The organism is Nitrosospira multiformis (assembly GCF_900110185.1).
In the GTDB taxonomy this organism is placed as follows: Bacteria; Pseudomonadota; Gammaproteobacteria; order Burkholderiales; family Nitrosomonadaceae; genus Nitrosospira; species Nitrosospira multiformis_A.
In genome coordinates this window covers 1-12,584 of the sequence record NZ_FOCT01000020.1, presented here as the reverse complement: position 1 = coordinate 12,584, position 12,584 = coordinate 1, and the positions used below count along the sequence as shown (strand labels likewise).

General features: G+C 53.6%; 12 protein-coding genes. 10 read left to right on the top strand and 2 right to left on the bottom strand.

Features of this window, described 5'->3' with window-relative positions; genetic code table 11:
• Positions 1-210: 210 nt before the first annotated feature.
• Positions 211-1,641 carry a chromosomal replication initiator protein DnaA gene (gene dnaA, locus BMY01_RS15750; RefSeq protein WP_074749070.1) on the bottom strand — a complete coding sequence of 477 codons (1,431 nt, stop codon included), beginning with the start codon at positions 1,639-1,641 and terminating at the stop codon, positions 211-213.
• Between the two features lie 176 nt (positions 1,642-1,817).
• On the opposite strand from dnaA, the gene rpmH reads away from it, so the two are divergent.
• The 5 genes from rpmH to mnmE all read left to right on the top strand — a co-directional run bounded on the left by rpmH (position 1,818) and on the right by mnmE (position 5,743).
• Entirely contained in the window at positions 1,818-1,955 is a 138-nt protein-coding gene (rpmH, locus tag BMY01_RS15745) for a 50S ribosomal protein L34 (protein WP_074749069.1), read from the top strand.
• A gap of 21 nt (positions 1,956-1,976) precedes the next feature.
• Positions 1,977-2,324 carry a ribonuclease P protein component gene (gene rnpA, locus BMY01_RS15740; protein WP_074749068.1) on the top strand — a complete coding sequence of 116 codons (348 nt, stop codon included), beginning with the start codon at positions 1,977-1,979 and terminating at the stop codon, positions 2,322-2,324.
• Positions 2,312-2,536, top strand: coding sequence for a membrane protein insertion efficiency factor YidD (gene yidD / locus BMY01_RS15735; protein WP_074749067.1), 225 nt, complete (start codon positions 2,312-2,314; stop codon positions 2,534-2,536). The genes rnpA and yidD overlap by 13 nt, the downstream gene beginning before the upstream one ends.
• A 51-nt stretch (positions 2,537-2,587) precedes the next feature.
• Positions 2,588-4,306: a membrane protein insertase YidC gene (yidC, locus tag BMY01_RS15730; protein ID WP_074749066.1), complete on the top strand. Its 1,719-nt coding sequence runs from the start codon at positions 2,588-2,590 to the stop codon at positions 4,304-4,306.
• A gap of 78 nt (positions 4,307-4,384) precedes the next feature.
• Positions 4,385-5,743 (top strand): tRNA uridine-5-carboxymethylaminomethyl(34) synthesis GTPase MnmE, encoded by a 1,359-nt coding sequence (mnmE, locus tag BMY01_RS15725; protein WP_074749095.1) that lies wholly within the window; start codon positions 4,385-4,387, stop codon positions 5,741-5,743.
• Positions 5,744-5,776: 33 nt separating this feature from the next.
• Here the strand turns inward: mnmE and BMY01_RS15720 are convergent, their stop codons facing one another.
• A complete protein-coding gene (locus BMY01_RS15720; protein ID WP_074749065.1) occupies positions 5,777-6,058 on the bottom strand; it encodes a hypothetical protein in 282 nt (93 codons plus the stop codon).
• Positions 6,059-6,356: 298 nt separating this feature from the next.
• Between BMY01_RS15720 and BMY01_RS17935 the strand changes: the two genes are divergently transcribed.
• The 5 genes from BMY01_RS17935 to BMY01_RS15700 all read left to right on the top strand — a co-directional run bounded on the left by BMY01_RS17935 (position 6,357) and on the right by BMY01_RS15700 (position 12,430).
• Complete coding sequence (locus tag BMY01_RS17935) at positions 6,357-6,518, top strand: hypothetical protein (RefSeq protein ID WP_175463298.1); 162 nt, start codon at positions 6,357-6,359, stop codon at positions 6,516-6,518.
• Positions 6,519-8,130: 1,612 nt separating this feature from the next.
• The gene (gene mnmG / locus BMY01_RS15715) at positions 8,131-10,029 is read left to right on the top strand and encodes a tRNA uridine-5-carboxymethylaminomethyl(34) synthesis enzyme MnmG (RefSeq protein WP_074749064.1); all 1,899 of its coding nucleotides are present in this window, start codon (positions 8,131-8,133) and stop codon (positions 10,027-10,029) included.
• On the top strand, positions 10,026-10,676 hold the full coding sequence (gene rsmG, locus BMY01_RS15710) for a 16S rRNA (guanine(527)-N(7))-methyltransferase RsmG (protein WP_074749063.1): 651 nt from the start codon (positions 10,026-10,028) through the stop codon (positions 10,674-10,676). The genes mnmG and rsmG overlap by 4 nt, the downstream gene beginning before the upstream one ends.
• A gap of 78 nt (positions 10,677-10,754) precedes the next feature.
• Positions 10,755-11,567 (top strand): ParA family protein, encoded by an 813-nt coding sequence (locus tag BMY01_RS15705; RefSeq protein ID WP_074749062.1) that lies wholly within the window; start codon positions 10,755-10,757, stop codon positions 11,565-11,567.
• A 26-nt stretch (positions 11,568-11,593) separates the two neighbouring features.
• Positions 11,594-12,430: a ParB/RepB/Spo0J family partition protein gene (locus BMY01_RS15700; protein WP_074749094.1), complete on the top strand. Its 837-nt coding sequence runs from the start codon at positions 11,594-11,596 to the stop codon at positions 12,428-12,430.
• Positions 12,431-12,584 lie beyond the last annotated feature (154 nt).

The following is a 12,584-nucleotide window of genomic DNA, read 5'->3' as shown; positions in this document are numbered from 1 at the left end:
GTAAAGCTAGTAATAGTTAATAAGAAATGGCGAAATCCGGTAAAAGTAGGGAAATTCGCCTGATATCAGCATATTAGGCTATTTTGTATTTCTGTATCAATAAGGTATGGACTGTGGATAGTTTGTGAGCAGAATTAAAGTCTGAACAGAAGCGATGAGTTATCCCCAATTCATCCTGATGTTAACCTCAGTTTGTTATTCAGTCTGTAATTAGCCGCGGAGAATGTGCAGCAAGGTATTAAAGTCACGATTGACGGCAGGATCGGAAGCGCGCAATTCGGCAATCTTTCGATACCCATGCAATACCGTGGTATGGTCCCGACCCCCGAAAGCTTCCCCGATATCGGGCAGGCTTAGAGGGGTGAGTTCCTTGGAGATGGCCATGGCCATTTGGCGTGGGCGGGCAACAACACGAGACCGCTTTTTGGAGTACATTTCGGCGACCTTGATCTTGTAGTAGTCCGCCACTGTCTTTTGAATGTTTTCAATGGAGATTTGGCGGTTCTGTACCGCCAGTAGATCTTTCAATGCTTCCCGCGCTAAATCCAAAGTCAGTGCGTGCCCGGTGAAGCGTGAGTAAGCAACCACTCTTTTCAAGGCACCCTCCAGTTCGCGCACATTGGAGCGAATGTGTTTTGCGATGAAAAAAGCGACGCTTTCATCCAGGATGATATCTTCCATCAATGCTTTCTTCAGGAGAATCGCGACACGCATTTCCAGTTCAGGAGGTTCCACCGCTACTGTCAACCCCCATCCGAAACGCGAAATCAACCGTTCTTCCATGCCGGCGATTTCCTTCGGGTAAGAGTCGCAGGTGATGATGACTTGCTTATGTGCTTCGATCAGGGCATTGAAGGCATAGAAAAACTCTTCCTGCGTACGGTTTTTTCCGCCAAAAAACTGGATATCGTCGATCAGCAACAGGTCCAGCGAATGATAGTAGCGCTTGAATTCATCGAATGCCTTATGTTGGTAAGCCCTTACTACGTCGGAGACGTATTGCTCCGAGTGAATATAGCGAACCTTGGCAGCTGGATTGTGCTCCACAACGAAATTGCCGATCGCTTGAATTAGGTGGGTTTTTCCCAATCCTACCCCCCCATAGATGAAGAAGGGGTTATAAGCAACGCCGGGACGTTCCGCCACCTGAATAGCCCCAGCACGTGCCAGCTGGTTTGCCTTTCCTGTGACGAAAGTGTTGAAGGTGAAAGAGGGATTCAGTCTGGTTGGATTTTTTTCCTGTTTTTCCTTCGTATCCTTTGTATCTTTCGTATCCTTCGGCGTCTTTTGCGCTGATTCTGTCGGCGCATCGAACACCGCGGTAATCGAACGGGAATCCATTCCGTTATTCCCGCCAGTCGAAGGGGATGCGCTGGCCGAAACTTGTCCGGCTAGCTCCAACCGCAACTGAATCGGGCGCGCGAAGTGGTTTTCCGCCATCTGCGTGATGCCGCTCAAAAAGTTGTCCTTTACCCATTGGAGGACAAAACGGTTGGGTGCGATCAGCGTGAGGGCAGGCTCAGGCGAGTCGTCCGACAGTTGCAGGCGCAGTGGTTTGATCCAGGTATTGAATTGCTGCGCGCTCAACTCATTTTCAAAATATTCGAGACAGGCAAGCCAAAAGGTATCTGGTGCAAGCATGATATTAATGACTCGTTGGGGAAGGAACGGAAGTTGCGAGCGAGGTGAGCGGAATATTCTAGACCGTTCTTCACAGCTTATCCACAGGGAGAGCAAAAAATATCGGTTGACACAGGTCGTCGTAAAGAGTTGTAATGTCGAGTTTTTATTTATCATTATCAGGAACAGGGGAAATAATGAAACGCACTTACCAACCATCCGTGACGCGCAGAAAGCGGACCCACGGTTTCCGGGTCCGCATGAAAACCGCGAGTGGAGCGGCGGTAATCCGGGCTCGGCGCGCCAAAGGACGAGTCCGCCTCGGAGTGCAGTAACGTACGCAATCCGGGGACCCTATTATTCGTTTTCCTAAAACTCATCGCCTGCATAAGGCAGAAGAATTTTCCTCGGTCATCCGGTTCAGGTGTTCCATAGGCGGTGAATTGCTTCAGGTTTTCGCTAAACCCAACGGTTTATTACATTCCAGATTGGGATTAATAGTGGCAGGTAAAATTGAACGACTTGCCGTAAACCGGAACCGGGTGAAACGAGTGTTGCGGGAAGTGTTTCGTGCATGCCAGGAAGATATGGCGGGCCTTGATCTGGTGATGCGTCTGCGTTGCCGTGCCAGTGATCGCAGTCCAGTGCAGTTGGCGGACGAAGCACGGCGTCTCATGATTCAATTGCAGCAATGTCGCGAATGATTATTGCGTTTATCAGGCTCTATCAATACTGCCTGAGCCCTTTCCTTGGACCCTCATGCCGGTTCAGTCCGTCTTGTTCGCATTACGCCTGTGAAGCGCTTGCCCGGCATGGGGCGACGCGAGGACTCGTTCTGAGCGTCTGGAGGATAATGCGATGCAATCCCTGGAGCAGGGGGGGATATGACCCTGTCCCTGCGGAACCCTTCCGTTGAATGTTTCTGGACGGTTTTTATCTGTCGTAAAAAAATAACTCGCAGAGCAAGATGGATACACAAAGATTCGTACTCTTCCTGATTTTTGCCACATCGCTGTTATTCCTGTGGGATGCGTGGCAGAAAGAACAATATCCTGCAACCCACGCGCCGACCACGGCAGTACAGGGCACAGAAACGCAGGGCGGTGCAGGTACTGCAGGTACTGCAGGTACCGCCGAGACTCCGGTGCCAGGAGATCAGCTTGCTTCATCAGTACCGCAAAGGGGCTCGACCGCGGAAAACGGCGCTCCTGTCAGGGCAGCGGGCAAGCTGGAATCCGGGGATAAAATCACGATCAAGACCGACATGGTGCTGGCGGAAATCGACACCGCGGGTGGCGATATTCGCCGCCTCGAGTTGCTGCATCAGCCTTCCAAGGAGGATAAAAACAAGCCTTTCGCATTACTGGAAAGCGATCCTGAGCGCGTCTACATAGCGCAATCCGGATTGATCGGTGAAGGTTTACCGACCCACAAGACGCGTTTTACTGCGGAACCGGGCACATACGAGCTGGCAGCCGGGCAGGATAAAATCCAGATACGGTTGAGCGCGGCGGAGGCCGACGGCGTACAGGTGACTAAAATCTATACGTTTCATCGCGGAAGCTATCTCATCGATGTCAGTTTCGAGGTCGCCAATCAACGGAACGCAGCCATCCAGCCGTTTTCCTACTTTCAGATGCTGCGCGACAGCCGGCCTCCCGTGGGTTCGTTCTTCATGGTCCCGACCTATACTGGGGCGGCGCTTTATACCGAAGAGGAAAAATTCAAGAAGATCGAGTTTTCCGCGCTGGACAAGGGCAATGCCAGCTATCCCAAGAATGCGGACAATGGCTGGATTGCCATGCTGCAGCAGTACTTCCTGGCCGCGTGGCTGCCCAAGGACAAGCTGCCGCGCGAATATTACGCGAAACGTCTTGGAGAAAACGAATATACCGCCGGTGTAATCGTACCGGTAGGTCAGATAGAACCCGGCAGTAGCGCCACCGTCACTGTCCCACTCTATGCGGGACCGGAAGAGCAAAGCAAGCTTGCGTCGATCGCGCCGGGTCTCGATCTCGTTGTGGATTACGGCTGGCTGACGGTGATCGGCGCGCCATTGTTCTGGCTGTTGTCGCTGTTTCATTCCTGGACTGGAAACTGGGGAGTGGCAATCATTCTCCTCACCATGTCGGTCAAGCTTGCATTCTTTCCCCTGTCTGCGGCAGGTTACCGCTCGATGGCGAAATTGCGTTTAGTGACGCCCAAGCTCCAGCGTTTGCGGGAACAACATGGGAATGACCGGCAGCGCATGCACCAGGCCATGATGGATTTTTATAAAACGGAAAAAATCAACCCGATGGGAGGCTGTTTGCCCATCCTGGTGCAGATTCCAGTATTCATTTCGTTGTACTGGGTGCTGCTCTCGAGCGTGGAATTGCGCTACGCGTCTTTTGCGTTGTGGATAGAGGATCTTTCCGCACCCGATCCCTATTATGTGCTGCCGGTGATCATGGGCATTTCCATGTTCCTGCAGCAGCGGCTCAGCCCCCCGGCGACCGATCCCATCCAGGCGAGAGTGATGCAGATCATGCCTTTGGCATTCAGCGTTTTCTTTTTCTTCTTTCCCGCGGGCCTGGTGTTGTATTCCCTGGTAAACAACGTGCTTTCCATCGCGCAGCAGTGGCAGATCACGCGTATGATCGAAGGTTCGGTCGCAAATACGAGCAAGCAGAAGAAAGCAAATTAGTGATCAGGGGAATTGCCGGACCGGATCCGACTCCCCTCCCTTTCCGTCTTCATACGCGGGGTTGGCATCGAACTCAGGATGACTCGTTCTGATGTGATTGCCGCGATTGCAACGCCCCCAGGCCGGGGAGGTATCGGAGTGGTGCGTGTTTCCGGCAGAAACCTGCAATCGCTCGCTCTCAAGGTCATAGGTTTTGTGCCGGAACCCCGGCGCGCCAGCCTCACCCGATTTCGCGACGGAAATGGTCGCGTTATCGATCAGGGCATAGCGCTCTACTTTCCCGCTCCCCAGTCCTATACCGGAGAAGAGGTTCTGGAGCTGCAAGGACACGGCGGCCCTGCAGTCATGAACCTGTTGCTGGTGAGTTGCCTTTCTGCTGGCGCGCGGCTGGCGCAACCAGGGGAGTTTACCCTGCGTGCATTCCTGAATAACAAGCTTGATCTGGCGCAGGCTGAAAGCGTCGCGGACCTTATTGACGCCAGTACCGAGGAAGCTGCCCGCTGCGCCATCCGTTCCCTTCAAGGTGAATTTTCCAACGCCATTCATGTTTCGGTGCAAGCGCTTACTGACCTTAGAATGCTGGTGGAGGCTTCATTTGATTTTTCGGAAGAAGAAATTGAGTTCATTTCCGGAAGGGAGCTGGAAGTCAGATTGGAGCACATCCGGCACCAGCTTGAGCAGGTGCTCAGCTCGGCCCGGCAAGGTAGCCTGCTGCGGGAAGGAATATGGATTGCTTTGGTCGGGCAGCCGAATGTTGGAAAATCCAGTCTCCTCAATCGTCTCGCCGGAGAAGAAGTTGCTATCGTTACGGAAATTCCGGGCACGACACGGGACGTTATCCGTCAGGTTATAGAGATTGAAGGTGTGCCCTTGCACCTTCTGGATACCGCCGGCTTGCGGGAGACGGAGGATGCGATCGAAAAAATGGGTATGGCGCGGACGCGCTCCACGATCGATAAAGCAAGTATCGTTCTGCTGCTTGTGGATAGCCGAGTGGGAATAACGCCAGAAGATCGAGCCATACTCGCCTCGCTTCCCCCGGGTTTGCGACTCATTGTCGTCCATAACAAAACCGACCTGCTCGAATCAGCACCCAATTCCAACATATCCACCGCCACAGCCACCACAGACATCTGGGTTTCCGCTAAAACGGGTGCGGGCATCGGGTTACTGCAGCAAAGACTCCTGGAAATGATAGGGTGGCAGCCATCAGCAGGAGAAGGAGTCTTTATGGCCCGCCAACGTCATCTTTCTGCATTGACAGCTGCCCAGACACATCTCGAAGCTGCTTGTGCGCTGGCAAACAGCATGGATCAGGTCGAGCTTCTTGCTGAGGAACTGCGGCTTGCCCAGCTGGCTTTATCGTCGATTACCGGTGAATTCAGCGCGGACGACCTGCTGGGCAAAATTTTTTCCAGCTTCTGCATAGGAAAGTAGCAGAACCTCCCGTTCTTGCGAATCTCCTCCCGCTCAAGTTTCAGGCTGACTCTCGCTTGCCTTGTTCTCGCCGCGGTTATCGTCGGTGGACATCATATGACGTGCCTCCGCGCGCAATCCTTTCGCCCGGTTAGCCAAATCGCGTGACTTTGCATCAATGCGCTTACGAGTTTTAACGCCAGCGCTGTATATCTTGTCTTTTGCCAATGCACGGCGGCGTCTGCCTTTAGCGGGATCAAGGAGAAACATGGTGAGCGCACCGAGCGCTAGCCCGCTGAACAACCAGTTTGCCCTGCCAGTCGAGTGTGGATTCATCTTCGCCTCCTTCTCATCAGATTTTCTGCGTTATCGAACTTGATTAGCTGTATAGGTTGCAATCGATCCTATGCAGCAGATAGCCCCAGTTCAAGCACGGCCTATACTGTGCGGCCTTTTTATCGAATCCCCGAAGTGGAGCACTCCGTAGCGGTGGATTAATTTCATGGTAGTACATATTTTTCAAAAGTACAGGCAGCCACTCTCGTGGGAACAAGCCTCTTAAAAAAATAAGGAGAAGTACGGCAGGAGCAAACGTCGCTCAAGTTGCCGGTACTCCAAGTCGAGGAGGTATCGAATGAGCAGACGTAAGAAGCAGATTTACCGCGAGATGCTCCGAAGGCTGTCATCGGCCAAGCGTTTCAGCATGATAGGGTTGGGAGGTGTTGCCGGTGTGGTTGAGCAAGCAGGCGATCCGGTTGTTAAGCCCCGAACTCGCAAATCCGTATATTACTTGTGAGTCACTATATGGCCGTCTGGATTCCGTGCCATGGAAATGGACCGAGGGATGCACGTAAACCTCCTGGAATCTGTTTTTCAGACCCGTTCTAGGGAAGGTCGCCCGAATGGTAGATGTTACTTGAGAAATAATCGGGTTTCCGCCGATGAAGAAGCTTGGATCAAGGATTTTGGCGCGGAGAGGTGAGCAGCAACGGGGGTGGGTCGGTGGGTCGGCAGTAGAGGCTGCGTCTCTTGTACCTAGATCGTGAAGATCCGAATAAGTAATGCGTCGTCACGTTGTTGAACAATCGTGGCCGCATCTGATAACGGCCTGAACTTAGGTATTAAATACCGCCTAGAGAAACGGCAGTACGACTGGATGAGTATCCTGAGCGATACAAAGGGTCATTCGTAAGTTTTCTGAGTTCCGTTCACACAGCCCCTGACGAGTTCGCCCTGGACTTCGATGTATCGGAGAGCCGATGCATGGAGGCAACAGGACTTGTTTGGTCGATAGATCTCGTCTACTGCATCGCTTTGATACTGGCAAGCGAGCGAGTACAGTTTCGGACTGTCCCGGCAGCATAACCTGACCCCAGGGGAGAGCGAGGTACTCCATAGTTACCTTCATTCGCTCGGATTAAAGGAAATATTCGTCGGTTGCCCAAAAAAGCGGCAAGCGTAGAAGCTCTGTAATCGATTATTTTGGATGAGTTAAGGCATAGGTATAGGCTGGAACCAGATCTCGATGGAGAGGCTGGAAAGGCCCCAGCAATTGAACAAGAAGTTTTAGTGGTTAGTGCAGATCGAAACAGGTTCAATTTTAAGCGGGGTAAGGGAATCTACCAAGACCATTAATGTTTCTACCGCTGTATGTGTTTCGCAGCGAGCAGCTGCTGGTATTGTATTTGCACCCTTACTGGATCGACGCTCCTGGTTAAAGCGGCAGCGTGGACTGACTACAGGCGCGCATCATCCTGCACGGCGATTCCAACATTCGCGCCAGAAGATACTCAATTAGCGGGAGGACCTTCTGTCATCTTCCTCAATCGTTTCGGTACTCGGTTATTAGGTGTAATTCCTCTGCCTTTCGACTTCTCCCTGCGGGTTTCCCATTAGCTGTTGTTTCACGTGAAACAAAGAGACCGGCGTTTCTTCACCGCAAGACCTCGCCATGATTCTTATCCACCGTCGTATGGGTTCCGTCGCAAGCAACTGCTGGTATGGTATTTGCACCTTCCTGGATCGATATTGCCGGATAGACGTCGGCGATTCCGGACTACTAGTTAAAGCGGCGGCGGTGCCCGGGTCACGGGGGCATCACTCTGTGTGTGCGGCGATTTCGCTTCCCGCCAGAAGATGCTCAATTAGCGAGAGGGCCCTCTGTCACCTTCCTCAATCATCTCGGTACTGGATTATTGGGTGTAGTTCCCCTGCCTTTCGATTTTCCCCTGCGGGTTTCCCATTAGCTGTTGTTTCACGTGGAACAACAAAATAAAACTGTTTCACGTGAAACAAAGAGACCGGCGTTCCTTCACCGCAAGACCTCTCCATGATTCTTACATGGCCCCACGTTTTGCCGTAAAATGGGCGCCACTCTCAATAGAATTCATTTTTGCCCGATTGCTTCCATGACTGTTCCTGAAATATTCGATGTAATAGTTATAGGCGGTGGCCATGCCGGTACCGAAGCGGCGCTCGCTGCCGCTCGCATGGGGCAAAAGACACTATTGCTATCACACAATATCGAAACCTTGGGGCAGATGTCGTGCAACCCTTCCATAGGCGGGATCGGCAAAGGGCATCTGGTGAAGGAAATCGATGCGCTTGGAGGCGTGATGGCAGAGGCAGCGGATGAGGCGGGCATACAGTTTCGCATTCTCAACTCGCGCAAAGGACCTGCGGTACGCGCAACACGCGCCCAGGCTGATCGGGTCCTCTACCGCCAAGCGATCCGGCAGCGGTTGGAAAATCAGCCGAATCTCTGGCTGTTCCAGCAAGGGGTGGACGATCTCGTGCTTGAGGGTGAGCGGGTGGCCGGGGTTGTCACACAGCTTGGCATCCACTTCAATGCGCGTGCTGTAATTCTTACCGCCGGAACCTTTCTGGCAGGCCTGGCTCACGTAGGGTCGGCAAATTTTCAAGCCGGGCGGGCGGGGGACCTTCCATCCAACAGTCTTGCGGGACGCCTGCGCGAATTGAAGCTTCCTGTCGGGCGGCTGAAAACAGGGACGCCGCCGCGGATAGATGGTCGTACCATCGATTATTCTGTTGTTGCCGCTCAACCCGGCGACGCCCCTGTGCCCGTTTTTTCCTTTATGGGCAATGCTGCTTCCCATCCGAAGCAGGTGTCTTGCTGGATCACGCATACCAACAGCCAGACGCATGATATTATTCGCGGCGGGCTGGATCGCTCCCCTCTATTCTCCGGCGCGATCGAGGGTATCGGACCTCGTTATTGTCCCTCTATCGAGGATAAGGTCGTGCGCTTTTCCGCCAAGGAATCGCATCAGATTTTTCTCGAACCGGAGGGTCTCACGACCCACGAGGTGTACCCCAACGGAATCTCCACGAGCCTCCCCTTCGACATGCAGGTCAGGCTGGTGCGCTCAATCAAAGGATTGGAAAACGCCCATATCACCCGACCCGGATATGCGATCGAATATGATTATTTTGATCCGCGTGCCCTGAAAAGCTCGCTTGAAACCAGGATGATCGAAGGCTTGTTTTTCGCGGGGCAGATCAATGGCACCACGGGTTATGAAGAAGCCGCAGCGCAGGGGTTGCTGGCGGGGATCAACGCTGCGCTAAAAACGCAGGATAGGGAACCGTGGTGCCCGCGCCGGGATGAAGCCTATTTGGGCGTCCTGGTAGACGATCTCATTACCCGAGGTGTTACGGAGCCCTATCGCATGTTCACCAGCCGCGCGGAATACCGGTTGCAATTGCGGGAGGATAACGCCGATCTCCGTCTCACCGAAGCCGGGCGCAGGCTAGGGGTGGTGGATGACGCGCGCTGGATGGCGTTCAATACCAAACAAGAGGTTATCGCTCAAGAGCAAAACCGGCTGAAGACCACGTGGCTCAGCCCGAAGAGCCTTTCCGAAACCGATGCATTGCGTGTCATCGGGAAAAACATCGAGCATGAGTGCTCTCTGCATGATTTGTTGCGCCGGCCCAATGTGTCGTACGCCGAACTCATGACACTGCCCGGCGCAGGCGAACCTGTTGCCGATCTCGCAGCGGCGGAGCAGGTCGAAATCCAGGCGAAGTATCAGGGATACATCGAGCGCCAGAAAGATGAAGTGGCACGGAATGCTTATTATGAAGACATTCGCCTGCCGCAGGACCTGGATTATAAAACCGTGCGCGGCCTTTCGAATGAAGTCCAGCAGAAACTTAATCAGTTCAAGCCTGAAACGGCAGGTCAGGCATCCCGCATTTCCGGGATCACGCCGGCAGCAATTTCGCTATTGCTGGTGCATGTCAAGCGCGGTTTTTCCGGCGCGAATACGAAGAAAAGCGCATGAATCCGGCTACGCAACTCGCTGACGGAATCACGGCGCTGGGTCTATCTATTGCTGAATCAAATCAGGCACGCCTCCTGCAATATCTGGCGCTCATCCAGAAATGGAACCGCGTGCACAACCTGACGGCAGTGCGTGAACCGGAAGCGATGCTCTCGCTGCATGTGCTGGACAGCCTGGCTGTTCTGCCGCACATTGGCGGACCGCGCGTTGCTGATGTGGGCAGCGGCGCCGGCCTTCCTGGAATCCCGGTGGCGTTGGCCCGCCCGGAGTGGCGCGTGGTGCTGGTGGAAAGCAATCACAAAAAAGTCGCGTTCCTGCAACAGGCGCGGATTGAGTTGGGGCTTGAAAATGTGGAAGTCATCGGCGAGCGCGTGGAAAGCGTCCGTTCGAACGCCGGCTTTAATACCGTTATTTCGCGCGCTTTTTCCGATCTGGCGGACTTCGTCAAGCTCGCGGGACATTTGTGCGCACAGGGGGAGGAGCAAAGGACTGGCTGTGGGCGATTAGTGGCGATGAAAGGCGTATATCCCCACGAAGAACTTGCGCAGTTACCCGAGCCATTCATTGTCGACAAAATATTGTTGCTAACGATTCCCGGTCTGAGGGTGAAGCGTCATCTGGTTGTGCTCAAGCGTGCCGGACGGTAAAGTAAGATCCCTTGGCTTTTCGCCAAGTGTTTCACCTCGTATTGATCGGCTTCCGGTATCTCGGTTCTAGGAGTGGCAATGGCGAAAATTCTGGCAGTAACCAATCAAAAAGGTGGGGTAGGGAAAACCACTACCAGCGTCAATTTGGCGGCAAGCCTTGCAGCTGTGCAGCGGCGGGTGCTATTGATAGACCTTGATCCGCAGGGTAACGCCACGATGGGCAGCGGTGTAGACAAAGGCCAGCTGGAGCACACGGTCTATCAGGTTCTGCTGGGAAGCATGGGCGTGGTGGACGTAAGAGTGTCCTCCCCCAGTGGCAAATATGATCTGCTCCCCGCCAATCGCGAGCTTGCCGGGGCGGAAATAGAGTTGATTGACTTACCGGGGCGGGAAACACGCCTGCGGGAAGCCTTGCGGGAAGTCGAGCGGGAATACGATTTTATTCTTATCGATTGTCCACCTGCGCTCAATCTGCTCACGCTGAATGGCTTGTGCGCAGCCGAGGCTGTGGTGATCCCCATGCAGTGCGAGTACTACGCCCTCGAAGGATTGAGCGATCTCGTCAATACCATTAAGAAAGTACGCGCTCACTTCAATTCCAAGCTGGAGATCGAGGGATTGTTGCGTACCATGTTCGATCCACGCAATATTCTGGCACAACAGGTTTCCGATCAGTTGCAGCAGTACTTTGGAGACCGGGTCTACCGTACGGTAATTCCCCGTAACGTGCGATTAGCCGAGGCGCCCAGCTTTGGTATTCCGGCGTTGTACCATGACAGATTATCCAAAGGTACGCAGGCTTACCTGGCGTTGGCGCGTGAAATATTGATCCGATACTTTCCGGAGAGCGCCACGCCGGACCAGCAGTATCAACAGACACTTGAAGCCTAGAAGACATGAAGCCGGATGAAAGAAAAATGAAAGTAAGAGGATTGGGGAGAGGGCTGGATGCATTGCTCGCGGGCAGCGGCGATAACGCTGTCTCGGAGGAGACGCTTCAGAGTATCAAGGTCTCGCTGCTGCAGCCGGGAAAATACCAGCCGCGTACGCGCATGGACAAGGAATCGCTGGGGGAACTGGCGGAATCCATCAAGGCCCAGGGTGTGATGCAGCCAGTACTCGTGCGGCCGGTCGGTGGTGGGAAGTACGAAATTATCGCCGGCGAGCGCCGCTGGCGTGCAGCGCAACTGGCGGGATTGGGCGAGGTGCCCGCCCTGATCCGCGAGGTCCCGGATGAGGCTGCGCTGGCGATGTCACTGATCGAGAACATTCAACGCGAAAATCTCAACCCGCTGGAAGAAGCCCTGGGAATCCAGAGGCTCATCAGGGAATTCGGCATGACGCACCAGGCTGCCAGCGAAGCTTTGGGAAGCTCGCGCAGCGCGGTTTCCAATCTCCTGAGATTGCTTAATCTGGCTGCGCCTGTCCAGGAACTGCTGATGCAGGGAAAGATCGACATGGGGCACGCTCGCGCATTGCTATCACTCGCTGCGGCCAAGCAGATAGAGACGGCAAATCTTGTAGTACATAAAGGGCTTTCAGTACGTGAAACAGAAAAGCTGGTATATCAGATCGAACATCCGGTGGTAAAACATCACCCACAGCGCGACCGTGATTTACTACGGTTACAGGAGAATTTCTCGGCAAAACTCGGAGCGCAGGTCGTGATAACGCCTGGGAAAAAGGGTAAAGGAACCATACTGATTCATTACGAAACCCTGGAACAACTGGATGGAATATTGTCACGGTGGTAATCCGCCGATTCCAGAATAATCCAGAGCCTCTTGCGAAGTAAGTACCCACTTCCAAACTGCTGACAAACTGCTTGACTTAAGTGTATGGCGGGGAGTAGTCTTTACGGGCTTATGGGTATGTAAAGTACTGGTAGAGGCAATAAAGGTGGTACCA

Bases quoted from the DNA above. Each gene is read 5' to 3' on its own strand.
- yidC (WP_074749066.1), top strand. From the start codon at position 2,588: ATGGATACACAAAGATTCGTACTCTTCCTGATTTTTGCCACATCGCTG.
- yidD (WP_074749067.1), top strand. From the start codon at position 2,312: ATGTCGCGAATGATTATTGCGTTTATCAGGCTCTATCAATACTGCCTG.
- BMY01_RS15700 (WP_074749094.1), top strand. From the start codon at position 11,594: ATGAAAGTAAGAGGATTGGGGAGAGGGCTGGATGCATTGCTCGCGGGC.
- BMY01_RS17935 (WP_175463298.1), top strand. From the start codon at position 6,357: ATGAGCAGACGTAAGAAGCAGATTTACCGCGAGATGCTCCGAAGGCTG.
- mnmE (WP_074749095.1), top strand. From the start codon at position 4,385: ATGACTCGTTCTGATGTGATTGCCGCGATTGCAACGCCCCCAGGCCGG.
- rsmG (WP_074749063.1), top strand. From the start codon at position 10,026: ATGAATCCGGCTACGCAACTCGCTGACGGAATCACGGCGCTGGGTCTA.
- mnmG (WP_074749064.1), top strand. From the start codon at position 8,131: ATGACTGTTCCTGAAATATTCGATGTAATAGTTATAGGCGGTGGCCAT.
- rpmH (WP_074749069.1), top strand. From the start codon at position 1,818: ATGAAACGCACTTACCAACCATCCGTGACGCGCAGAAAGCGGACCCAC.
- BMY01_RS15705 (WP_074749062.1), top strand. From the start codon at position 10,755: ATGGCGAAAATTCTGGCAGTAACCAATCAAAAAGGTGGGGTAGGGAAA.
- dnaA (WP_074749070.1), bottom strand. From the start codon at position 1,641: ATGCTTGCACCAGATACCTTTTGGCTTGCCTGTCTCGAATATTTTGAA.
- BMY01_RS15720 (WP_074749065.1), bottom strand. From the start codon at position 6,058: ATGAATCCACACTCGACTGGCAGGGCAAACTGGTTGTTCAGCGGGCTA.